The organism is Paenibacillus chitinolyticus (genome assembly GCF_045038035.1).
In the GTDB taxonomy this organism is placed as follows: domain Bacteria; phylum Bacillota; class Bacilli; order Paenibacillales; family NBRC-103111; genus Paenibacillus_F; species Paenibacillus_F chitinolyticus_A.
This window is the reverse complement of sequence record NZ_CP173427.1, coordinates 5,192,501-5,215,575: the sequence shown is the minus strand read 5'-3', so window position 1 is coordinate 5,215,575 and position 23,075 is coordinate 5,192,501. Positions and strand designations below refer to the sequence as shown.

Below are 23,075 nucleotides of genomic sequence, written 5' to 3'. Positions count from 1 at the left end.
TCTTGCATGGTATACTAGGAATATCTAGTAAATTCGGATGGAGACTCAGATGGACTTAAGCATAATCATCGTCAATTACAACACCCGCCGGCTGACGCTTGACTGTCTGCACTCGGTTTATGCTTCCGTTACGGGGTATACATACGAAGTACTTTTAATTGATAACAACTCCTCGGATGATTCCGTTTCTTCCATTCGAAGCGAGTTTCCGCAGGTAGATTTGATCGCAAACCAGGAAAACGTCGGTTTTTCCCGGGCGAACAATCAGGGCATAAGAATAGCGCAGGGCCAATATATTCTATTGTTAAACTCGGATACGATTGTGGAGCCGGATACGTTCCAAATCATGCTGGATTATATGAACGAACATCTTCAGATCGGCGCCTCCGGCTGCAAGGTTGTGCTGCCTGATGGTTCTCTCGATAAAGCGTGCAAACGCGGGTTTCCGACGCCGTCGGCGTCTTTTTACTATGCGTTCGGGTTTTCGAAGCTGTTTCCGGATCGTCCGCGGTTCAATCAATACCAGCTGGGGTATTTGAATCCCGATGAGGAATACGAAGTCGATTGTTTGGTCGGAGCTTTTATGATGGTCCGCAGGAAAGCGATCGAGGAAGTCGGAATGCTCGACGAAGAGTTTTTCATGTATGGGGAAGACGTGGACTGGTGCTACCGGATCAAGGAAGCCGGCTGGCAAATTTATTATTACCCTCGCACTAAGATTATCCATTATAAAGGCGCCAGCAGCAGGCGTAAGCCGTATAAAATCATCTATGAATTTCACAGGGCCATGATTCTGTTCCACCGTAAACATTACAAGCGTAACTATTCGTTCGTGACGAATGCCGCCGTTTATATGGGGGTAGCGGTCAAGTTCGGGCTGGCGCTGCTGAAAAACAAGGCGCGGCCGGTCAAGAAGTCCTTGAACCAAACGGATGTCGGAGCGTAACGTACAAGAAGGCCGTACAGCGGCATGGGGTTAGGATGTTATAAAAGGGCCCCGGTAACTGTGCCGATTTAGTCAATCGTATTCATCATGCGGCAACGATTGCGTTGTCTCCTACCAACGATTTTTGAGGTGAATCTTCCATGCTTCGCAGAAATCAACAATTTCTAACCCAGGTCTATGCGATTTTTGATTTCGCCGTGATTCAGACCGCCTTCCTGATCGCCTGGTGGGTTAAATTCGAGAGCGGTTGGCTGGATGCCAACCAGCCGATCCCCATCTCCGTATATGCCGCTTGGAGTGCGGTTTACGGTGCGGTCGCCGTAGCGGTCGGCTTTTTCGTCGGGCTGTACGGGCCAAACCGCAAGAAACGGTTTGCCGATGCGCTGATCAAAATCGTCCAGACGCATCTGATCAGCTTGTTCATCCAGCTCAGCTTGCTCTTCTTCTTCAAAGAAGTGCATATTTCGCGTGAATTTCTGGCGATGTATATCGTGCTGGATATTGTGCTCATCACCGTATACCGCTACGTCTTGAAGGAAAGCCTCAAGCGTCTTCGCGAGAAAGGGTACAACAAGCAGTTTGTGCTCATTCTGGGAGCGGGTACGCTGGGCCGGCGTTTTCACGATAATCTGCTGCAGCACCCGGAGCTCGGCTATGAAATTATCGGGTTTCTCGATGATCATGGGGAGCATTCGGAGCACAAAGAGCTTCTTGCGGCTGCGGCTCCCTACAAGCCCGTCATCGGCAGGCTGGATGAGCTGGACGAAATCCTCCAGGACAAATTGATCGATGAAGTCATTATCGCGCTGCCGCTGGACGTTCATCACAAGTTCCCGCATATCATTGCGGCTTGCGAGAAGGCGGGCGTGCGGACGCTCATCATTCCCGACTTCTTCGATTATTTGCCGGCGCGGCCGTTTTTCGATAATTTCGCGGGCATGCCGCTCATCAATGTGCGCGATATTCCGCTCGATATGATCAGCAACCGCGTGATCAAACGGGCTTTCGACCTCGCGTTTTCGCTCACGGCCATCCTGATCACCCTGCCGGTGATGATCGTGATTGCCGCGGCAATCAAACTGACGTCGCCCGGCCCGGTGATTTTCAAGCAGGAACGGGTAGGGTTAAACCGGCGGAAATTTTATATGTACAAATTCCGTTCGATGCGCCAGGAGACGGCGAACACGTCCGACACAGGCTGGACGACGGCCGACGATCCGCGCAAAACGAAGCTGGGCGCCTTTCTCCGTAAAACGAGCCTCGATGAGCTGCCGCAGTTTTTCAATGTGCTTTTCGGGCATATGAGTGTAGTCGGACCGCGTCCGGAACGGCCGTTTTTCGTGGAGCAGTTTAAAGAAGAGATTCCGAAATATATGGTGAAGCACCATATTCGTCCGGGGATTACAGGCTGGGCGCAGAGCAACGGTCTCCGTGGGGACACCTCGATTTCGGATCGGATTCAGCACGATATTTTCTATATCGAAAATTGGTCGTTTCTCTTCGACATCAAGATTATCTGGAAAACGATCGTAAACGGCTTTACGAACAAAAATGCCTATTAAGTATATTCCGCCCGCATCTTCCCGATACTAGGATCATATCTTGGTAACGGGGAGGTTTTTTTATGATCGATCATGAAGACGCTTACCGGGATGATCAAATGCCAATGGGGCGCGGCCTGATCATCGGAGTGCTGATGGGAGCCGTCATGTGGGCGGTCATTATCGGCGGGTTTCTTTACCTGGTGAACTAATGAGGGGAAAAATAAAAGAAAAGCCGCCGAGCGGGTCTTCCCGGTTTCGGCTGCTTTCCATTTGACAAGGTCTGCTGCAGGCTATTCGTGCATTACGGCGCCGGGTCAGACTAAGGCACTGACCAAAAGGAGGCGGGGGAGAATAGGAGGGCAGGGCTTGATCCGGAAAGGAAGAAGGCCAGCCCGGCTCAATCCTATGTGTAAACTCCCACCTCCCAAGCATGTCTTATCTCGCCGTCCAGCCGCCGTCAATGATCAGCTCCGTGCCGGTAACGAACGAAGACTCGTCCGAAGCCAGATAAAGGACTCCGTACGCGATGTCCTCGGGCTTGCCCAGGCGGGGCAGCGGAGTACCCGCTTCGAACATGTGTCCCGCGCCCTGATCGAGGGCTTCCTGGATCATCGGCGTCACGATAATGCCCGGATGAACGGAGTTCACGCGGATTTTATCCGGAGCCAGCTCGACAGCCGAGGCTTTCGATAAGGAGCGGAGAGCTCCTTTTGCCGCGGTATAGCCGTTGGTGAAATTAAGGGCGACAATGCCGGCGATGGAGGAGATGTTGACAATGGAGCCTCCGCCGGCTTTCCGCATTTCGGGTACGACGTATTTCATTCCGATGACGCAGCCCGTCAAGTTAATCGACATGACCTTGTCCCAGTTTTCGATCGTGAACGTATCAAGCGTGCTGTCTGTGCTGATGCCCGCATTATTGACGAGGACATCGACCTTGCCGAACTGCTCGACAGCCTTCCCGACCACTCGCTTCCAGTCTTCTTCCAAAGCCACGTTATGCTTAAGGCCGATGGCCTGGCCGCCCGCACGGCGTATTTCATCCACCACCCGGTTCAACTGCTCTTCTTGCAGATCGGTTGCGACGACTCTCGCACCTTCCGCGGCGAACAGCTTGGCTTCGGTTTCCCCTTGCCCCATCGCGGCTCCCGTTATAATGACCACTTTATCCTGTAAGCGTCCCATTTTGGATAACCATCCTTCCGGCTAAATTTGGAAGCGCATTCATCGCGATGAACTTCCATGCCCGCAAACTCTTATCGACAAGATGTTGTTTAATTGACATCCTGTTAATTATAATAATAACGAGCTCGCCATGAAGGCTCAACCAACAGCTTTGGCGGATTTGTCGCTTAGTGGACAAAGCCTGGCGCATTGTTGTAAAAACGCGACATCTTATACAAGGAGAGCGGTTATGTCGATAAAAAATAAATTGGACCCGAGAGTGGTAAGGACTCGCCTGATGCTGCGGGATGCGCTGATTGCTTTGATCGGGGAGCAAGGGTACGAGAAAATTACAGTCCAGGATATAGCGAACCGCGCTGCACTGAACCGGGCGACCTTTTACCTCCATTACCGGGACAAGCAGGATCTCATGGAACAGAGCATGGATGATACATTAAAGGAGCTGGTGGACGGACTCCAGCCTCTATTCGAAGATGCGTCGGAGTTTCGTTTTGACGGCGGGAAGCCGCACCCTACCTTTGTCTGGCTGTTCGAGGAAATTGCCAGGCATGCGCAGTTTTATCAAGTGGTTCTGGGGGAACGGCGGATGCCTTATTTTACCCGCGGGTTGACGGACGTGATTACCGGGTTTGTGACCAAAGGGGTCGGAACGATAGCTCCGGAAGAGCGGCAGCTTGCGGTGCCCCGGGAGATGCTCGTGAGCTACGTGGTCTCGGCTATCCTCGGCGTCATCCTGTGGTGGCTTCAAAGCGGCATGCCGTATACGGCCTCCTATATGGCGGAGAATTTAATGCGCCTGGCGACCCGCGGTCCTTACGTGGACGATCCTTTTACCGGGGCAAAAGAATAAGCCGGTTTCCCGGCAGACGACGATAACAAAACCCTGTATTGTGGCGGTTCAATCCATGGCGCCCAGTACGTCATGGAGATCTTTCAAGGCCTCGTTTAACCGGACAAGCTGTTCATGGCTGAAAGCGTCCGCTTTTGCCCGCAGCAGGTTTCCGATCTCCCGCTTGTAAGCGCCGATAAAAGCCTTTCCCTCCGCCGTCGCATGGAGAAGAGACGCCCGCCTGTCCTGAGGATCGGGCACGCGTTCGATATAACCCAAGTGAAGCAGCTTGTCCACGATAGGCGTCAACTGCTGTTTGGAAACGCCCAGCTCGGCGGCGAGTCCGGACAGGCGGAGCGTCTTTTTTTCCTCCACCATGACCAAGGCGTAGAATTGCTGGGGACCGAGGGTTTGTTTCACCTGCCGCTCAAACAATCTCATCATTTTTTTCTCCAGCAGAGGCATCAGCAAAGCCCAGCTGGCGATTAATTCATCTGTGAGTTGTTGCTGTTCATGCTTATTGTCGTTCATAAGTTCGTTTGAACCTCCTTTAACGGTTGCGGCCGATACGGATTCAGATGTCGTTGCGAAGCGAAGAGTGCGAACCGTATATCATACCGCCCTACGCCCGTTTGACAGGCCAAGGCGGTTATGTTAGTTTCAATAATAGTACATAATTATTTACTAATTAGGGAGTGAATAATTTATGATAGAAACCCAACCTAATCGTATGCCTTTTGTCTACTGAAATCAAAGATAAGAGGTGGTTAGGATGAAAAGCAATACCTTGAACCGGCTATTGGATGAAAAAGTACGATTATCCGCAAGTGGAGAAGGCTTTGACGGAACGGTGCTTGTGGCCGTAAACGGCGACATTTTGTTTCACGAGGCCTACGGTTGGGCCAACCGTGAACTGGAGGCGGCGAGCAGGCCGGACACGGTCTACCGGATCGGTTCCGTTACGAAGCCTCTGACGGCAGCGGCCGTTATGCGGCTTGCGGCAAAAGGAGCACTCCGCACCGGCGACCCCGTGGCGGAATACGTGCCCGGATTTCCGTCGGGGGACCGGATCACGCTGCGGCACCTTTTGATGCACACCTCCGGAATCCCGAATCTCACGGAGCAGCCCGCGTTTGCGGAGCAGGCGAAGGCCCGCCGGAACGTGGATGAGCTTATCGCTTTATTCCGTGGAAAGCCGATCGAATTCGAACCGGGTTCCCGGTTTAAGTACTCCAATTCAGGCTATATCCTGCTGGGAAAAGCGATCGAAGCGGCAAGCGGGCACAGCTACTCTTCTTATATGAAGGAGCATGTGTTTGAACCTGCGGGAATGACCGCCACCGGCCTTGATGATAATAGAAGTCTGCTAAAAAAACGCGCCGCCGGTTATGAATTCGATGCATCCGGAATGCTTTGCAACGCTTCCCATATCGACATGTCGAATGCGTTTGCGGCAGGCGGTTTATACTCTACGGCAGCAGATCTGTACCGGTGGGACAAGGCGCTGCGCGAAAATCGGCTTCTGCCGGAAGACATCCAGTCCGACATGTATCAGCTGCACAATCCGACCGGGTACGGGTATGGCTGGTTCAATCAGACGGAGCCGGACGGGACCGTGTATCATCACGGCGGAATTAACGGATTCACGTCTTCGTTCGTCCGCGACTTAAAGCGGGGGATCACGGTCATCGTGCTCAGCAATACGGCCTCTATAACTCCTTCCGTCCTGCCCGGTGAGCTTCACAAGCTTGCCGCCCGGGCCGAAGCTTCCTAATTAGTAGGATTAGAATATGCTCTATGCTCAGCCTGACACACATGGCGGCCGCAGCCGGGTAACAAAAGGAGGTCTTCTTATAGAAGGCCTCCTTTTCCGCATGAAAACTTCCCGCCGTTCCGGTGCAGGATTCCTCCCCCCAAAAAAACTAAGGCCGGCAAAGGACAGGATCACGGCTTGTCAAACTAGTCCGCATAATCGGCCAAGTCCCTTCATAGACATGTATCAGTACATTTTACTTAAGGATGAGGGGATGATGACATGCGTCGGGTCACATGGATACTCGCCATCGTGATGAGTGCAGCATTGCTTCTGGCCGGTTGTGGAAAAAAGGATGCAGGATCGGTAGTAAAAGATTTGGATCATGTGATCGGCAAGCTCGAAAGTTATCAGGGCACGGGACGCATGGTTCTTCAAACCGGGCAGGAACCGCAGGAATACCAAGTGGAAGTGTGGTACCAGCAGCCGCATTATTACCGCATTTCCTTGACCAATGAGAAAAAAGACATCACGCAGGTTGTGCTGCGAAACGATGACGGGGTTTTTGTTTTGACGCCTCATCTGCATAAAAGCTTCCGGTTCCAGAGCGACTGGCCGGAGAATCAGGGTCAGGTCTACCTGTTCCAGTCCTTGGCTCAAAGCATTCTGCTGGACACGGAGCGCCAGTTTACGAAAGAGGGCAATTCGTTCGTCTTCGACGTGGCGGCGAATTATGCCAACAGCGGACAGATGGCGAGACAGAAGATATGGCTGGATCAAAAAAACCTCGCGCCGCAGAAGGTCGAAGTTTCCGACAGCAGCTCGAACGTACTCGTCAAGCTTGATTTCACGCAGTTCGAATTTGGCAAAAAACTGGAAAAAGATAGCTTCGACATGCAGCGCAACATGACCAGCTGGGATCTGAAATCGCTGGATAAGGACGCGCCTGTCTCCGGCGCAGTAACCCAGCCGGCCGCGGGCGCAGCGTCTCCGGACGGCAAAGCGGCCGCAGCCGGGACTGCGCCGAACGCGGCAGGCGCCGCAGGCAAGGACGCGGCTGCCGGCGCTCCAGCGAGCGGCACAAGCGCCACCGCCACCGCCGACGGCGGCAAAGCCCCGGCCGCGTCGCCCGCTCAAGACGCGGCGGCTGCCGGCAAAGCCGCGGACGGCTCCGCGAAGGCTCCGGCAGCGGCGCCGGGCTCCGGCGGCACGGCGGCCGACGCCGGCAAGACGCCCGCCGCGGCAGGCGCTCCCGCGGGCGGCGCAGCCTCCGCCGGCGGCACCGGCGCCAAGCAGCCAGCGCCAGCGGCGGCTGGCACAGCCGCGACCGGTACGGCCGGCGCGGACAAAACCGCCGCGGCCAACAGCAGCGCGGGCTTCGGCCTCATCGAGCCGTCCTACATGCCCAAGGGTGTCGCGCAGCAGGACATCCGGGACGTGAAGCTCGGCGAGAACACGGGCATCATGGTCCGCTACCAGGGGACCTACAACTACACGCTGCTTGAGGTAGCGCCGCAGACGCAGACCGTATCCGTCCTGCCCGGCGATATCGTCGACCTGGGCTACACGCTCGGCGTGGTCACCGGCGACGAGAAGAAGACGCTGACATGGACGTACGAGGGCATCGAATTCCGGCTGGCGACCGCCGACCTGCCGCACAACGAGCTTGTCAAAATCGCCCAGTCCGTTGCCGAAGAAGCGGGCAAATAACCCGCAAAGCCTCATGGATTGGGGAATTTTGCCCGGGACAATGCATTGACTTCATCCGGCGGAGCCTTTAACATGGGTGTATCGGAGGACGGCGGAAGTGCCGGCCAATTAGGGAAGGGAGACCCTGCTTATTCGGGATCTCCCTTGTCCCGTGTACAGTCTTGAAGAAGGTGAACTTTGACGTGGATGCTTTTTACCGTCCGACTTACGTAGAAATTTCATTGGATGCGCTCCGCAGCAACCTGGAGACTTTCAGGCGCGTGCTGCCGGGGAGCGTACACATGATGGCGGTTCTGAAAGCCGATGCCTACGGCCACGGTGCCGTAGAGGTTTCGAAAGTGGCAATGGAATGCGGCGCGACCTATCTGGCCGTAGCTTTTCTCGACGAAGCGATGGAGCTGAGGAACGCCGGCATCACGGCGCCTATCCTGGTTCTGGGCTACACGCCGCCGGAAGGGATCGGACTTGCGCTGGAACACGACATTACGCTGACCGTTTATACGGAAGAGCTGCTTGAAGCGGCTTCCGGGTACGCGCAGCGTGACGCCGCAGCGGGCGGGAACAAACCGCCGCTTAACATTCATATTAAAATCGACAGCGGAATGGGACGGATCGGCCTGCACGACGAGGACGAAGCGGTCGCGTTTATCGCGAAAGCGCTGCAGACGCAGGGAATCCGGGTAGAGGGGCTGTTTACCCACTATGCCAATGCGGATGAAACCGACAAAGCGTATACGTACGAACAGCACGCGAAATTCGCCGGGATCGTCCGGAAGGCCGGTGAGCTGCCGGGAGCCCGTTTTCCTTTCGTTCACGCCGGCAACAGCGCGACGGCCATTGATCTGCCCGAACTTACTTACAACATGGTACGTCTGGGCATTGCGATGTATGGCCTGTATCCTTCCGAAGAGGTAAACAAAGAGCAGATCAGACTGAAACCCGTCCTGAGCCTCAAAACGGGGATTGTCCATCTGAAGACTCTTCCACCCAGATCGGGCGTCAGCTACGGCACCATTTATCACACGCAAGGCGATGAACAAATCGCCACACTGCCGATCGGCTATGCCGACGGCTTCTCGCGTCTGCTGACGGGCAAGGCCGAAGCACTGGTCCGGGGCAGAAGGGCTCCGGTCGTAGGCCGGATTTGCATGGATCAATGTATGTTGAATACGAGCGATATTCCGGAGGCGGCGTTCGGGGACGAGGTTGTCCTGCTCGGCGAGCAGGGCGAAGAGCGAATAACCGCGGAGGAAATCGCCGCTAAGCTGGGCACGATCAATTACGAAGTAACCTGCATGATCTCTCACCGGGTTCCCCGCGTTTACGTAAGCGGCGGCCGCAGAGTGAAGGCGGTCAACTCCCTGTTCAGACATCTTTTTTAACGGATCGACAGGACTTAATCAAAATTCCACAATTTTTCCCGAAGGAAAAACAGGATTTCAGGGTATGCCCTCGAATAGATTACAAGGGAGCTTGACGATGCGTATGGCATAAATGATATACCACACGCATATATACTGAAGTAGTATAAATTTACTACGGCATCGACATAATGGTAGTAAAGTGTTTTCGGATGTTTCTTGGGGGTGCGAAATCGGTGAATAATGCTCATAACACGAAGAGGATCATGATCAGTTTGCCAGACAACCTATTACAGGAGGTCGACGGCATTGTGGAGAAGGAGAACTCCAACCGAAGCGAGTTTATTCGCCAGGCCATGAAGCTGTATTTGCTTGAACGCAAAAAACGCAGCCTTCGCGAATCCATGCAGAAAGGCTACATGGAGATGGCTAAAATCAACCTAACGATAGCGGACGAAGCTTTTCAAGCGGAGGAAGAGGCGGACAATACGCTGGTACGCTTAGTAAGCGGGGTGTAATAATTTGATTGTAAAACGTGGCGATGTGTACTTCGCAGATCTTTCACCGGTTGTCGGTTCCGAACAGGGCGGCGTCCGTCCGGTGCTGATTATCCAGAACGACATCGGCAATCGCTTCAGCCCGACGGTCATCGTCGCCGCAATTACGGCGCAGATTCAGAAAGCGAAGCTACCGACGCACGTGGAAATCGATGCGGAAACGCACGGTTTTGACCGGGACTCCGTCATTTTGCTGGAACAGATCCGTACGATCGACAAGCAGCGGCTGACCGACAAAATTACGCATCTGGATGAAGAATCAATGCGCAAGGTGGACGAAGCGCTGCAGGTCAGCGTGGGACTGATTGATTTTTAGCGATGAAATGAGGAGCGAGGGGCCCTAACAGCCCTCGTTTTTTCGTTTCTTTTACAAAGGCGGCACGGAAGAGGAGTTCAGGCGCGCGAGCGCGGCGGGACCCGGTATCTACGGGGAAAAATCGGGCCAAGTACAAGTCTGCCCGGATGAAAGCTACAAAACGCATGGGGGAATAACGATGGCAAACACGGATGTCCAGCACGCAGACAAGCAGCAAGCACCTAAGAGCTACGAACGGACCGAGGAAAAAACGGCGGCTACGGCTGCCCGGATCGTCAAACAAATCGCCGGCGAGCTTCAGCTCAAGGCTTCGCAGGTCCAAACGACCGTAAATCTGCTGGATGAAGGCAACACCATCCCGTTTATCGCGCGGTACCGGAAGGAAATGACGGGAGAACTAGACGAGAATTTCCTGCGGGATATCGAGGAGCGGCTGAATTACCTCCGCAACCTGGAAGACCGCAAGCTGGAAGTGCTGCGTCTTATCGACGAACAGGACAAGCTCACCGGCGAGCTTCAGGCTTCCATTGAAAAAGCGGTAAAGCTCCAGGAGCTGGAGGATCTATACCGTCCATACCGCCAGAAACGCAAAACACGCGCGAGCGTCGCAAAGGAAAAAGGGCTGGAGCCGCTGGCGAAGTTTATACTGAAACAGCCTCAGAAAGGTTCTCTTCAGGAAGAAGCCGAGAAGTATGTCCGTGAAGACAAAGGCGTCGCCACCGTCGAAGAAGCTCTTCAAGGCGCGCAGGATATCGTCGCCGAGCAGCTCGCGGACGATGCGAAAATCCGGGCTTGGGTCCGCAAATTTACGCACGACAACGGGATTCTGCGTACGGAAGCGAAGAAGCGGGAAGAAGAGTCCGTTTACGAGATGTACTACAGCTACCAGGAACCGCTGAAAAAAATGCCGCCGCACCGGACGCTGGCGATTAACCGGGGCGAGCGCGAGGACGTGCTGAAAGTGGCGCTCGACGTTCCCGTTGAGCGGATTCACGAATTCATCGGCCGTCAGGTTATCCAGGGGCCGTCCGTGACGCGCGACGCGCTGCAATCGGCTGTGGAAGACGCCTACAAGCGTCTGATCGCGCCATCCATCGAGCGGGAAGTCCGCGGAGAGCTGACGGAACGGGCGGAGACGCACGCGATCCAGATTTTCGCCGGCAATCTGCGGAATCTGCTTCTCCAGGCGCCCGTTAAGGGCCAAACCGTGCTCGGCGTCGACCCGGCTTACCGGACCGGTTGCAAGCTGGCCGTCGTGGATGAGACGGGCAAGATGCTGGAGGTCACGGTGACGTATCCGACGCCGCCGAACAACAAAGTCGCCGAAGCGAAGGCCGCCTTCAAGCGCCTGATCGACACATACGATGTCAGCCTCATCGTTATCGGCAACGGTACCGCTTCGCGCGAAACCGAGCAGTTCGTGGCGGATCTGATCGCCGAACTTAAAGCGCGCAAGCTCCAGTACCTCATCGTGAACGAGGCCGGCGCAAGCGTGTACTCCGCATCGAAACTTGCTCAGACGGAGTTCCCGGATCTCGACGTGGCGGAGCGCAGCGCCATCTCGATTGCGCGCCGCCTGCAGGACCCGCTCGCGGAGCTTGTCAAAATCGAGCCGAAGGCGATCGGCGTCGGCCAATACCAGCACGACGTCTCGCAGAAGCATCTCGACGAGAGCCTAAAAGCGGTTGTCGAATCCGCCGTTAACCATGTCGGCGTCGACGTGAACACGGCATCGCCGTCCCTGCTTTCCTACGTCTCCGGAATCAACAGCACGATCGCGAAAAATATCGTGAAGTTCCGCGAGGAGAACGGGAAGTTCGGCAGCCGCAAGGAGCTGCAGAAGGTTCCCCGCCTAGGCGCCAAGACGTTCGAGCAGTGCATCGGCTTCCTACGGGTACCCGGAAGCGGCAACCCGCTCGACAACACGCCGATCCACCCGGAGACATACGACGTGGTGGACAAGCTGCTGGCCGAGCTGAGAGTCGAGCTTGCCGGGATCGGCTCCCAGCAACTGAAGGAACTGCTTCAGCGCCAGGAGCCCGATGAGCTTGCGCCCAAGCTCGGCATCGGCGTTCCTACGCTGCGCGACATCCTGGACAGCCTGCAGCGTCCTGGCCGCGATCCCCGCGAGGAACTCGGAACGCCGATCTTCCGGACCGACGTCCTGCAGATCGAAGATCTGAAGCCCGGGATGGAGCTTCAGGGTACCGTGCGCAACGTGATCGATTTCGGCGCTTTTGTCGATATCGGGATCAAAAGCGACGGTCTCGTCCATATTTCCCAGCTCAGCGACAAGTTCGTGAAACATCCGATGGATGTGGTATCCGTCGGTGACAACGTAACGGTCTGGGTATTGAACGTAGATGTGAAGAAGGGCCGTGTCGGCCTGACGATGAAACAGCCGCAATAAACGGAACGGACCATAAAGAACCTCAAGATCCCAAAGAGCTTGAGGTTTCTTTTTTACTCCGAATTTGGCATCTTAGTACCGTCCTGACATCTCAATCAGGCAGGGCAGGAATAACTCTTACCCGAATGGGCAAAAACAGAAAAGATAGCTGCCGCTGGAATCCGGCAGACGATCAGAGCGGAGGGAAGGTCCATGCTTCACACATGGTTACGCAAGGGAGGAACGCTGGCGCTTGCCGTTCTGCTGTTTATTTCGGCCGGATGCAGCACGTCGGGACCGCAAGCAGGTCCGGGCAAGAGTCAAAGCGGCGGCAAGGATTCGCAGCCGAGTCCGACTCCTACGGTCGAGGATCCGCTGAAGGATCAGATTGCAAGGATGACGCTGGATCAGAAAATCGGGCAGATGGTCATCAGCGGAGTCGACGGACTGGAGATGGACGAGCACGCGCGGCAGCTGATAGATACTTATAAGGTCGGAGGCTTCATTTTATTCAAGCCGAACGTAAAAAGCGCGGTCCAGGCGACAGGACTCCTGAATTCGCTGAAAGAAGAGAATGCCCGCACGGGCAGCAAAATACCGCTTATGCTGAGCGTGGACGAGGAAGGCGGACGCGTCAGCCGCATGCCGGACGAGTATATGAACGTACCCGCGAGCCAGGTGATCGGCAGTACGAAGAACCTGCGTTTCGCTGCGGAGATCGGGGATATTCTGGCCCGGGAAGTGGCTTCCCTCGGATTTAACACGGATTTCGCTCCGGTGCTCGATATCAACAGCAACCCGAAGAATCCGGTCATCGGGGACCGTTCTTTCGGGTCGACGCCCGAGCTTGTAGGCAATCTCGGCGTCGAGATGATGAAAGCCATCGCCGCGCAGAAAGTGATCCCCGTCGTGAAACATTTCCCGGGACATGGCGATACCGCGGTAGATTCGCATATCGGGCTGCCTGTCGTGGAGCACGATGCGAGCCGTCTGCGTTCTTTTGAGCTTGTCCCTTTCGTCAAAGCCTTTCAGAGCGGGGCGGATGCGGTCATGGTTGCGCACATTCTGCTTCCGAAGCTGGATTCCACTTATCCGGCTTCCCTATCCCCGGCGGTCATTACCGATTTGCTGCGCAAAGAGCTGAATTTCGGCGGTGTCGTGTTTACGGACGATCTGACAATGGGCGCCATCGTCAAAAGCTACGGAATCGGCGAGGCGGCCGTTCAAGCCGTGAAAGCAGGCACGGACGTAGCCCTCGTCTGTCATGAATTCGACAACACGGTCCGGGTCGTAAAAGCGCTGAAGCAAGCCGCCGAAACCGGCGTTCTCTCGGAGCGGAGAATCGACGAGAGCGTTTACCGGATTCTGAAGCTGAAATACAAGTACACGTTAGCCGATCGCCCGGCTCCGCAGCCGGACGTCGGCAAGATCAACGAGCAGATCGGCCGGGTCCTGGACGCCCGTCTGCCTTAACGGCCCGGAGCTCACAAAAAAAGCAGGTAATTCCGCCTCTGCGGAGCTACCTGCTTTTTTCAAAGGATCCCGACAGCTCGTCGGGTGATCTCCGTGTCCGGTAAAAAAACCAACTGTCGTTAAGTAAACGAATCTGCCGAGGGTTTTTGTTCTGAAACGCTCGCATCAGCTGGTTGCAGAGCCATTGCGGCATAACGCCATCCCCTTCCTGACTGACTACTTACAGCATATGGGGAAGAGGCGGCCGGCGTGCAGGTCCTGCAACTTTTTTTATCGGAATAGCGGAGATTTACTGCTGATCTTCCTCGTACTCTTCGTACCATTGCTCCAGTTGGGCCTGCAGCGCCCGGATTTCGGTGAGCAGCGATACGAGCGGGTAGGCGGATTCCTGAATGGAAGCAAAGGATGCTTCCAGCTTATTGATATAGTCCAGGCCTCCGGTTACCGGATAAGCGGTACCCACCGGCTCCAGGTTGTCGCATTCGGCGATGACGACCGGCAGTTCAGGCACATTGTGTGCGGTCAGCTTCTCGATTTCTTTGTGCAGCCGGCCGTTCAAAGCCGTAAGCTGGTACATGTGCGTAGCGGGCATTTCGACAAATTCAAGCTGGTCTTTCAGTTTCAATACGGCATATTTCATAACGCTGGTCGGCATAGCGGCGGTGCTCCTCTCGCGCATCACGTTCTCGTTTTCTACTTGACAGTATAGCCCTTCATTAGGTACAAATTCAAGAGAGACTTATCCGCGGGAGCATACGGGAAATCCCGTGCCGAAGCGGGGAAAGGAGTCGCTTGCTATGGACGACGGGCAGCTTCAGGAGTGGGTGGAGCAGATTTCTCTGCAGGCGTTCGGATGGCCGTTTCGTCACCGTGCGCGGTTTAACCGCAGGCTTCGTGCCACGGGCGGTCGGTATTTTACGAAGTCCCACGATATTGAAATCAGCTGGCACCAGTGGGAGACTTACGGCAGGGACGATGTCGAAAAAATCATTAAGCACGAGCTGTGCCACTATCATCTCCATTTGCAGAGAAGAGGTTATCAGCACCGTGACGCCGACTTTAAACTTCTGCTCAAGCAGGTGGGCGGGACGCGATTTTGCCGGGCTTTGCCTCAGCGCAAGGAACCGGCGCCTTACAAGTACAAGCTCCGGTGCGTGGCCTGCGGCACCGAATATTACCGGAAAAGAAAGATGGATGTGCGTAAATACTCGTGCGGAAAATGCCGGGGAAAGCTGGAACTTTACACGCTTGACTTTCCCAAACGTTCATGATAAATTAATTATTGTCTTTCCCTGATAGCTCAGTTGGTAGAGCACTCGACTGTTAATCGAGTTGTCACAGGTTCGAGTCCTGTTCGGGGAGCCATATCTGGAGAGATACCCAAGTGGCTCAAGGGGACCCTCTGCTAAGGGGTTAGACTGCGTAAGTGGTGCGAGGGTTCGAATCCCTCTCTCTCCGCCATTAAGTATTGTGAAGAAAGTCGCTTAGATACAGCGGCTTTTTTGCTTTTTAAGGGCCTTTGCGCAAGCGGCACGGGTGCCGGGCAATACGATTTTGTGCCAGAAAATTCATTGCAAATTAGGCTTGTCATTTTGAATAGGTTAAGCTATAATAACACTTGTCGTCAAAAACGACATCATGTTCTAAGAGTTGACATGGCCCGTTGGTCAAGGGGTTAAGACACCTCCCTTTCACGGAGGTAACAGGGGTTCGAATCCCCTACGGGTCACCATGAGAGCCATTAGCTCAGTTGGTAGAGCACCTGACTTTTAATCAGGGTGTCGAAGGTTCGAGTCCTTCATGGCTCACATTCTTTACCTCACATGCGGTCGTGGTGGAACGGCAGACACGCTATCTTGAGGGGGTAGTGCCCAATGGGCGTGAGGGTTCAAATCCCTCCGACCGCATACCTCATTAAATAAGAGACCTTGCTGAGTACAGCGGGGTCTCTTATTTTTTTTAGAAATATTTCCCGAGAAATATCGAACCGTGAGACGGGTGTCTATTTGTGCCGGATGATTCATCGACAAAGGATTCAAGTACATCATGCGGATGTCGAAAGGCCGGAAGCTTAGGAAATTAAGACAAATATACCGCCAGCCGGACGCAGTAAGGAGCCGATGTCGATGAACTGTTCCTTTTTGAATAGGAGAGGAAGTCCGAAAAAGGAGATTTGTGTTGGCGGACGGTCAAATAGGTTGGTCCTAATTACTTTAGTCCGGAAATAGTTCCGGGTTTTTTTATTTTCTTAAAATTAACATCCAGCTAATGCTGAATTGTAATTCCTTCCATATAATGGTGGAGTAAGCTATTATCCATTCAGAGGAGGGAATTAAATGATTCAAAAAGTTCGTGCCCGTATGATCCCCTTGTTAGGTCTTACCGCCGTTCTTGCGTGTTCTTCGGTGGTCCAAGCCGCTCAGCCGCCGGCTCCGGCTCTGCATGACGACAACCCGTCCGGCAATTTCGGGGACTGGTACACGGGAGCGGTGCCGCCGCAGGCTTCCAATGACAAGCCCGTGATTCTTTTCGTTCAGGGTCTTCACTCGAACTATAACACCTGGCTCAAAACGGACGGATACTACGAGGCGGCTTATAAGGCCGGATACCGCACGGCTTTCGTACAACTGAAAGATGCGGACGGTACGGGCGGGGACATGTGGACCAACGGTCCGAAGCTGGCCGAGGTCATCAAGAAGGTCGCCCAATATTATGGTGTCTCCCAGATTAACATCATCGCTCACTCCAAGGGCGGAATCGACACGCAAGCCGCTCTCCTGCATTACGGCGCCGCGCCGTATGTGAACGTCGTTCATCAGCTTTCTACGCCGAATAAGGGCTCCGAGCTGGCTGACATGGCTTACAGCGACTGGACAAGCTGGCTGGCCGACATTCTCGGCAAGAAAGATGATGCGGTCTATTCGCTGCAAACTTCCTACATGGCCAATTTCCGGACACAGACAGACAGCAAGCCCGGAGTCTCCGCTACTAAGACCTACATGTCCGGCGGAGAAGGCGATGACGGCTGGTTCACTGCCTACTGGTTCGCTCATGCCGTCCTTCCGGGCGAGGATGACGGTGCGGTCAGCGTAGCTTCCGCGCTTGGACTGCCTTATGGCATTAAAAGCTTTACAAAAAACATCTCCCACAGCGCGATGACGACGGCTTCCCAGACTTGGAGCCTGGTTCAGCCTAAACTGGCACTCGGCAAAACGGCGGCTGCAGCGGCGGCGCTTCAAGAAGAGAACCTTTCCGCAGTTCCCCAAGCGGCTCCCGCGGTTTCCGAGAATTCTTCTTTCATTATGAAAGGGGGCAGTCTCGCCAAAGGATCCGCAAAAGAGGTGTTCCCGCTTGAAAGCGGTCTGGGCACGATCTCGCTGGATGTATTGACGGCTAAAGAAACGACGCAAGTCACATTGACAAGCCCATCCGGCAAAAAGATCCCGCTTAACCCGGCTAAAAGTGCGGAGAAAGACGATGCCGTTCTGTTCTCCGATGCCGTTCATCATACGCTGACGCTTGAGAACCCGGAGAAGGGGAACTGGACCCTGGAACTGTCGGGACAAGGGGATGCATACTTTATGCTGGCCCGTCCGGAAGGCCGTGTAAAAGGACAAATCAAGAACGCCCGCAAACAATACAAACAAGGTGAGGATGCACAAATTGCCGTTTCGTTCGACGGAGCGGGCAAGCTGGAAGACACTAAAGCGAAGAAGGCGAAGCTGACCCGTTCCGGAGGCAAAGGAAAGGTGAAGAGCCTCCAGCAAGCGGGAGAAGTTAATCTGCAAACCGCGAAGAACGAAGTTCTCTTAAACTTCAAAGCGCCGACGGAGCCCGGGGTCTATAATATCTCATTCGACATCAACGGAGTGAACGAGCGGCAGGAACCTTTTACACGTTCCGTGAACTACAATTTCGCCGTGACGAATGAGGCGGGAAAAGTCGAATAAGCCCGCTTCGCCAAAGCGGGGCTCTCCTTCGTTTGGGGCTTCATCATTTCGGGTAATCTAAAAAGAGAAAGAGAAGCGTGTTTACTCGAAAGGAGCTGGAGAGAGCATGTCGAATCCGTCTTTGGAACAGCAGATCGTAAGCGTTCTGGATAAAAACGAGTTCTGTTCGTTCGGTACTGTTGAGAATGGGAAACCGCGTGTACGCTATATGGCTTTATTTCACGATGACCTGACGATTTATCTGGCGACCAACCGTAAAACCGATAAGGTGGAAGAGCTGCGGGACAATCCCCATGTACATATTCTGGTGGGCTTTGACGGCAAGCCTTCTTCCGATATCCTTCAAATCGAAGCGGAAGGCAGCGTGAGTACCGATGAAAACTTGCGCGAAAAAGTATGGCGCGACGACTTCAAGGAATGGTTTGACGGTCCGCACGATCCGGAATATGTCATCTTGAAGATTGTTCCCGGCCGTATCGAGTATTACAGCGGTAAATCCGAGCGGCAGGTATGGCAGGCGCAATAACGCCGCGAATAAAAGCACAAAGCCGAAAGGAGTCCGCTCTGGACCCTTTCGGCTTTTTAATTAAACGGAAGGAACGGGAATCCGGTCTGTTTCCGGATCTTCCCGGCTCGGCCAGCTCGAACGACAGAGCGGTTCGTCAGGAAGATACCGGCTCCGTCCCGATATGCCGCCGCCGTGTTGGGCGTGCTCCACACACGGGCGGTGGAGCACGGCCGGAAAATCAAAAGAACGCGGAGGCTGCAAAGGCAGTCTTCCGCGTTCTTTTACACTACCGGCTGATGTGCATGCGCTTCTGCACCTGGCCGAGGACAAAATCCGTCAGCAGCGCGAGAAGCGCCGCCGGGATAGCTCCCGCATACAAACGGGCGGAGTTGTCCATGTTGATGCCGGAATAAATCTCCCGGCCCAGACCCCCGCCCCCGATCAGCGGAGCGATGGTAGCCACGCCGATGGCAATGACCGCGGCCACCCGTACGCCTGTCGCGATGAAAGGCAGCGACAGCGGAAGCTGCACCTTCCACATCAGCTGAAGCTGGCTCATGCCGACTCCGCGTCCGGCTTCCGTAATCGCCGGATTTACCTGGGTGAGCCCGACAAAGGTGTTGCGGATGATCGGCATCAGGGAATAGAGGAAGAGGCCGATGACCACTGTCTTGAAGCCGAGCCCGAACACGATCATCAGCAGCACGAGCAGCGCCAGACTCGGAAACACCTGGATAATGTTCGCGGCCGTAAGAATGACGGAACCGAGGCGGCGGTAACGCGCGGCCAGAATACCCAGCGGCACCCCGACTATTAGCGCCATGAGAATGGCAAGGAGAACCATTACGATATGATCGTAAGTCAGTCCCAGCAAATCAAGCCAGTTTTCACTAACGTATTGAAAGAAAAGCTCCATATTCATGTCCCCTTAGAAGGCCTGCAGGACCTTTATTTCAGCAGTCCGATTTGTTTTAAATAGTCTTCCGCAACTTTTTTCTCATTGCGTTTTTTCACGTCAACTTCATAGTTCAAATCAATCATGGTTTTGGCATCGATTTTCCCGATAAGCAGTCCGATGATATCGTTCAGCTCCGGATGAGCGGCCAGCAGTTCTTTTTTCACGACCGGTGAGGCATCGTAAGGAGGGAAGAACTGTTTGTCGTCCTCCAGTGTCACCAAATTGTATTCTTTTAACCGGGCGTCCGTTGAGTAAGCCAATACGATATCCACTTTTTTGCTGGCTACGGCACTGTACACGAGTGCGACCTCCATGGGGAGCGTATCCCCGAATTGAAGCCCGTAATGTTTGGCGAATGCCTTGTACCCGTCGCTTTCTCTTTCCAGCCAGGTAGTGTCCACGCCAAGCTTGATAGAGCCGGCTTCCGGAGTAATGTCCGAAATCTTCTTCCAGCCCTTCTCGTCCGCCAATTCTTTGCGTACCGTAAAGGCATACGTATTTTCAAATCCATAAGGATTAAACCATTTAAAGTTAAAATATTTATCGAAACCGGCCTGTGCTTCCGCAAGCACTTCTTCCCGGTTTCTTTTCTTGTCTTCGATCGGGAAATGCTTGTTGAGCAGTTCGCCGGAATAAAGGGTGGACATCTGAATGTCGCCCTTCTTCATGGCATCGATGATCACTCCGCTTGACGCAAGATCCGGGAGCACATCCACCTTCAGGTCGGTGCGGTCCTCGATCAGCAGCTTGTACATTTGGGCCAAAATTTTCGGCTCCGAAAAAGTCTGCGTTCCGATCAGAATGGTATCTCCCCGTCCGCAGCCGCTTGCTGACACAACAACCGCAGCGAGAAGGCTTGCTGCCAGTAAGCGTCTTCTCACACGTTTCATTCGAAATCCCCTTTAGACGACCTTCACAGCGCGGCCGTTTTTTATAGTGAGTGATAAGCTTTTATTCAGCTCGTTTAATGATAGTCTTCAAAAAAAGTTAAGCCGCTTTAGCGCTTGATGTTTTGGTGCGGGAGGTGAGCCATTTCTCCAAGGCCCCCAGCACGAAATCGGCGATCAGAGCCAAGATGACGGCCAGAATGGCGCCCGTGAAAATAAGCTCCTTCTTGTTCACGCCCATCCCCGCTACAATCAACTGGCCCAGACCGCCGGCTCCGATAAGGGTCGCCAGTGTAGCCCAGCTGATAATATAAACCGTTGTCACGCGGACGCCGGACATGATGTAGGGAAGAGCCAGGGGAAGCTGGATGCGCACTAACCGCTGGATGGAGCTGTAGCCCATGCCTCTTGCGGCCTCGATCAGATGCGGGTTAACCGCTTGGAAACCCGTGAACGTATTCCGCATGATAGGCATCAGGGAATACAGGAACAGGGCGATGATGGCCGGCTTCATACCAACCCCGATCAGCGGGATCAGGATAGCGAGCAGCGCAAGGCTGGGAATGGTCTGGAGTAGATTCGATAATGCGAAAACAAGCGAATTGATCCATTTAATCCGGTTTCCGGCCAAATATACGCCTATAGGAATGGCGACAATACAGCCGAAAAGGATAGACAGGAACGAAATGATCAGATGCTCCCGGAAAGCGACCAGGATATCCGGCAACCGGTCGCTAAGAAATTGACCGTAGCTGTTCAGGAAGTCCATTTAAGCACCTCCGCTGCCGCCGACCGGTACTTGCGTCCCGTCTTCCGCTGAAGCTTGGAGCGCCGCTTCGGCCGTTTCGGCAAATTCGTCAGACTCGGTCGGCGTATACACATCCGCGATATGACGGACTACACTTCCTTTGGTAACGAGCCCGGCGAACGTGTTGTTCTCGCGGACAACCGGAATATAAGGAAGGTTATGCTCGTTCATAAGCTGGATTGCCACGGATAAGGAAGTGCCTGTCTCGACCGTATGATGAAAAGGCTTGGCGATATCGGCGAGTGTGATATTTTCCTGTTTATACTTATCGAGCACCTGGAAGATGGACGTCGTACCGATCAGACGATTCTGCCTATCTACGATCAGGAGGGAATCGACCCGGTTTTTCTCCATGATTTTAATGGCTTCGGCAAGACCGCGTGAAGGATAGGCTGTGATCGGATGTTCGGCCATAACCTCATCGACGGTAGGGATTTCCTCGAATCCGGTATCCGCCTGCAGCCTCTTTTTACCGACGAAAGACTTTACAAACTCATTGGCCGGATAACGGAGGATATGCTCCGGACTGCCGTGCTGAATGATCTCGCCGTCCTTCATAAGCACAATATTGTCCGCGATTTTCACGGCCTCGTCCATGTCATGGGTAACGAAAATTATCGTCTTCTTCAAATCCTGTTGAAGCCGTACCAGTTCATCCTGCAGCTGTTCCCGGGAGATGGGGTCGAGCGCGCTGAAAGGCTCATCCATCAAAATGATATCGGGTTCCGCGGCCAGAGCGCGGATAACGCCGATACGCTGCTGCTGTCCTCCGCTAAGTTCGGATGGATAGCGGTTGCGGAACGTGTCCGGGTCAAGGGATACCAAGCGAAGCAGTTCATCGACCCGTGTATCTATGCGCTGCTGGTCCCATTTCAGAAGCTTTGGAACAACCGCTACATTTTTGGCGATCGTCATCTGGGGGAACAGGCCGATATTTTGTATCACATAGCCGATGTTGCGTCTCAGCTCGACCGGATCCATTTGGGAAATATCCTTCCCTTTAATGGTAACCTTCCCTTCGGAGGGATTGATCAAGCGGTTGATCAGTTTCATCGTGGTGGATTTACCGCATCCGCTTGGTCCGATCAGGACATGGAGCTGGCCTTCGGCAAACTCTAAATTAAGATTTTTTAGTGCGACGAATCCATCGTCGTATCTTTTGATAACACCTTCCAGACGAATCATCCTATGCAGCACCCCTTTTTTTTCTCTAAGTAACAACGTGGAATTTACTTATGTAACCTTTTATATAAACAGGAGGAGACAAAGTGAATCACCAACCGGTTAAGGGTTCAGCCTCCTCGTCCAGAAACCGCCGCGGAAAAAACGCGGTTCATAAGAGATTACAAAAGCTTTCGGAGCAAGTTCATGAAGAGTGCTCAGAAGCTTTTTTTCCAGAGAACGCTTGGCTAGCACCTGCATGACCAGACGGGGACCGTCACGTCCTTCCGCCACCCAATGGGTGACTCCGTAGCCTTTGCTCCGCAGGGTATCAGGCAGAGTCGTTTCCGTATAATCGACGACAATCTGCAGAGTGGTGTATCCGAGCGCAAGCCAGCCTTCAATGCGGATCCCCAGCCAGACGCCGGCCCCCCAGCCTACGCAGTAAGCGATAATATTGACAGGATCGTCGATGTTCTTGAGCACAATATTAAGACCCATTAGATAAATGAAGATTTCCACCGTACTTATACTTGCTGCGAGCAGCCTTCGTGCTTTCATCACCAAAATCATGCGGATCGTGGAGAGAGAGACATAAGCGATATTGATGACGATAATGGTAAGAATGGTTTGCGCGCTTATCATGCTGATGCTCCTTTCGATGTGAGTTTGGCGCTTTCAACTTATAAAAAGGTATTACCCACAATCGCCGCAGCCGAACAGGAACAGGAGAGAGAAGG

At 53.9% G+C, this 23,075-nt stretch carries 23 protein-coding genes and 5 tRNA genes; 19 read left to right on the top strand and 9 right to left on the bottom strand.

From position 1 onward, the window contains the following. The first annotated feature begins 49 nt into the window (after nt 1–49). The 3 genes from ACI48J_RS23560 to ACI48J_RS23550 all read left to right on the top strand — a co-directional run bounded on the left by ACI48J_RS23560 (nt 50) and on the right by ACI48J_RS23550 (nt 2,699). Nucleotides 50–946 carry a glycosyltransferase family 2 protein gene (locus ACI48J_RS23560; RefSeq protein ID WP_405080462.1) on the top strand — a complete coding sequence of 299 codons (897 nt, stop codon included), beginning with the start codon at nt 50–52 and terminating at the stop codon, nt 944–946. A gap of 140 nt (nt 947–1,086) precedes the next feature. Beyond that, entirely contained in the window at nt 1,087–2,508 is a 1,422-nt protein-coding gene (locus tag ACI48J_RS23555) for an undecaprenyl-phosphate glucose phosphotransferase (protein WP_405080460.1), read from the top strand. Nucleotides 2,509–2,570: 62 nt separating this feature from the next. Next, a complete protein-coding gene (locus ACI48J_RS23550; protein ID WP_009675220.1) occupies nt 2,571–2,699 on the top strand; it encodes a hypothetical protein in 129 nt (42 codons plus the stop codon). Nucleotides 2,700–2,925: 226 nt separating this feature from the next. On the opposite strand, the gene ACI48J_RS23545 is transcribed toward ACI48J_RS23550, so the two are convergent. Further along, nucleotides 2,926–3,675, bottom strand: coding sequence for a glucose 1-dehydrogenase (locus tag ACI48J_RS23545; RefSeq protein WP_326051209.1), 750 nt, complete (start codon nt 3,673–3,675; stop codon nt 2,926–2,928). A gap of 229 nt (nt 3,676–3,904) precedes the next feature. Between ACI48J_RS23545 and ACI48J_RS23540 the strand changes: the two genes are divergently transcribed. After that, entirely contained in the window at nt 3,905–4,525 is a 621-nt protein-coding gene (locus ACI48J_RS23540) for a TetR/AcrR family transcriptional regulator (RefSeq protein WP_326051210.1), read from the top strand. A gap of 48 nt (nt 4,526–4,573) precedes the next feature. On the opposite strand, the gene ACI48J_RS23535 is transcribed toward ACI48J_RS23540, so the two are convergent. Further along, nucleotides 4,574–5,035: a MarR family winged helix-turn-helix transcriptional regulator gene (locus tag ACI48J_RS23535; RefSeq protein ID WP_405080459.1), complete on the bottom strand. Its 462-nt coding sequence runs from the start codon at nt 5,033–5,035 to the stop codon at nt 4,574–4,576. Between the two features lie 241 nt (nt 5,036–5,276). Here ACI48J_RS23535 and ACI48J_RS23530 point away from each other — a divergent pair, with 241 nt between their 5' ends. The 7 genes from ACI48J_RS23530 to nagZ all read left to right on the top strand — a co-directional run bounded on the left by ACI48J_RS23530 (nt 5,277) and on the right by nagZ (nt 14,063). Further along, a complete protein-coding gene (locus tag ACI48J_RS23530; protein ID WP_405080458.1) occupies nt 5,277–6,278 on the top strand; it encodes a serine hydrolase domain-containing protein in 1,002 nt (333 codons plus the stop codon). 261 nt (nt 6,279–6,539) lie between these two features. Further along, complete coding sequence (locus ACI48J_RS23525) at nt 6,540–7,967, top strand: DUF4367 domain-containing protein (RefSeq protein ID WP_405080457.1); 1,428 nt, start codon at nt 6,540–6,542, stop codon at nt 7,965–7,967. 182 nt (nt 7,968–8,149) lie between these two features. Continuing rightward, complete coding sequence (gene alr / locus ACI48J_RS23520; protein WP_405080456.1) at nt 8,150–9,349, top strand: alanine racemase; 1,200 nt, start codon at nt 8,150–8,152, stop codon at nt 9,347–9,349. A gap of 215 nt (nt 9,350–9,564) precedes the next feature. After that, the gene (locus ACI48J_RS23515) at nt 9,565–9,846 is read left to right on the top strand and encodes a CopG family ribbon-helix-helix protein (RefSeq protein WP_036740450.1); all 282 of its coding nucleotides are present in this window, start codon (nt 9,565–9,567) and stop codon (nt 9,844–9,846) included. 4 nt (nt 9,847–9,850) lie between these two features. Then, on the top strand, nt 9,851–10,201 hold the full coding sequence (locus ACI48J_RS23510) for a type II toxin-antitoxin system PemK/MazF family toxin (RefSeq protein ID WP_009675190.1): 351 nt from the start codon (nt 9,851–9,853) through the stop codon (nt 10,199–10,201). A 178-nt stretch (nt 10,202–10,379) separates the two neighbouring features. Then, nucleotides 10,380–12,611, top strand: a complete 2,232-nt coding sequence (locus ACI48J_RS23505) for a Tex family protein (RefSeq protein WP_405080454.1) — start codon at nt 10,380–10,382, stop codon at nt 12,609–12,611. A 192-nt stretch (nt 12,612–12,803) separates the two neighbouring features. Further along, nucleotides 12,804–14,063, top strand: a complete 1,260-nt coding sequence (gene nagZ / locus ACI48J_RS23500) for a beta-N-acetylhexosaminidase (RefSeq protein WP_405080453.1) — start codon at nt 12,804–12,806, stop codon at nt 14,061–14,063. 46 nt (nt 14,064–14,109) lie between these two features. Here the strand turns inward: nagZ and cmpA are convergent, their stop codons facing one another. Continuing rightward, nucleotides 14,110–14,256: a cortex morphogenetic protein CmpA gene (gene cmpA / locus ACI48J_RS23495; protein WP_085981306.1), complete on the bottom strand. Its 147-nt coding sequence runs from the start codon at nt 14,254–14,256 to the stop codon at nt 14,110–14,112. Between the two features lie 96 nt (nt 14,257–14,352). Further along, nucleotides 14,353–14,718: a hydrolase/acyltransferase gene (locus ACI48J_RS23490; RefSeq protein WP_405080451.1), complete on the bottom strand. Its 366-nt coding sequence runs from the start codon at nt 14,716–14,718 to the stop codon at nt 14,353–14,355. 142 nt (nt 14,719–14,860) lie between these two features. Here ACI48J_RS23490 and ACI48J_RS23485 point away from each other — a divergent pair, with 142 nt between their 5' ends. The 8 genes from ACI48J_RS23485 (at nt 14,861) to ACI48J_RS23450 (ending at nt 18,539) form a co-directional block, all read left to right on the top strand. Then, entirely contained in the window at nt 14,861–15,334 is a 474-nt protein-coding gene (locus tag ACI48J_RS23485) for a SprT family protein (protein ID WP_405080449.1), read from the top strand. Between the two features lie 18 nt (nt 15,335–15,352). After that, nucleotides 15,353–15,428, top strand: a tRNA-Asn gene (locus ACI48J_RS23480). Between the two features lie 5 nt (nt 15,429–15,433). After that, nucleotides 15,434–15,524, top strand: a tRNA-Ser gene (locus tag ACI48J_RS23475). Between the two features lie 196 nt (nt 15,525–15,720). Next, a tRNA-Glu gene (locus ACI48J_RS23470) sits at nt 15,721–15,795 on the top strand. A gap of 3 nt (nt 15,796–15,798) precedes the next feature. Then, nucleotides 15,799–15,871: transfer RNA gene (locus ACI48J_RS23465), tRNA-Lys, on the top strand. A gap of 17 nt (nt 15,872–15,888) precedes the next feature. Then, nucleotides 15,889–15,970: transfer RNA gene (locus ACI48J_RS23460), tRNA-Leu, on the top strand. A gap of 429 nt (nt 15,971–16,399) precedes the next feature. Continuing rightward, a complete protein-coding gene (locus ACI48J_RS23455; RefSeq protein WP_326050924.1) occupies nt 16,400–18,013 on the top strand; it encodes an alpha/beta hydrolase in 1,614 nt (537 codons plus the stop codon). 106 nt (nt 18,014–18,119) lie between these two features. After that, nucleotides 18,120–18,539 (top strand): pyridoxamine 5'-phosphate oxidase family protein, encoded by a 420-nt coding sequence (locus ACI48J_RS23450; protein ID WP_405080447.1) that lies wholly within the window; start codon nt 18,120–18,122, stop codon nt 18,537–18,539. A gap of 268 nt (nt 18,540–18,807) precedes the next feature. Here the strand turns inward: ACI48J_RS23450 and ACI48J_RS23445 are convergent, their stop codons facing one another. The 5 genes from ACI48J_RS23445 to ACI48J_RS23425 form a co-directional block, all read right to left on the bottom strand. Continuing rightward, nucleotides 18,808–19,437 carry an ABC transporter permease gene (locus ACI48J_RS23445; RefSeq protein ID WP_009675182.1) on the bottom strand — a complete coding sequence of 210 codons (630 nt, stop codon included), beginning with the start codon at nt 19,435–19,437 and terminating at the stop codon, nt 18,808–18,810. A gap of 32 nt (nt 19,438–19,469) precedes the next feature. Then, nucleotides 19,470–20,369, bottom strand: a complete 900-nt coding sequence (locus ACI48J_RS23440; protein WP_326050929.1) for a glycine betaine ABC transporter substrate-binding protein — start codon at nt 20,367–20,369, stop codon at nt 19,470–19,472. 97 nt (nt 20,370–20,466) lie between these two features. After that, on the bottom strand, nt 20,467–21,135 hold the full coding sequence (locus ACI48J_RS23435; RefSeq protein ID WP_009675169.1) for an ABC transporter permease: 669 nt from the start codon (nt 21,133–21,135) through the stop codon (nt 20,467–20,469). Beyond that, nucleotides 21,136–22,359 (bottom strand): ABC transporter ATP-binding protein, encoded by a 1,224-nt coding sequence (locus ACI48J_RS23430; protein WP_405080446.1) that lies wholly within the window; start codon nt 22,357–22,359, stop codon nt 21,136–21,138. It lies immediately after the preceding gene. 99 nt (nt 22,360–22,458) lie between these two features. Further along, complete coding sequence (locus tag ACI48J_RS23425) at nt 22,459–22,980, bottom strand: DUF2179 domain-containing protein (RefSeq protein WP_326050931.1); 522 nt, start codon at nt 22,978–22,980, stop codon at nt 22,459–22,461. Between the last annotated feature and the right edge of the window lie 95 nt (nt 22,981–23,075).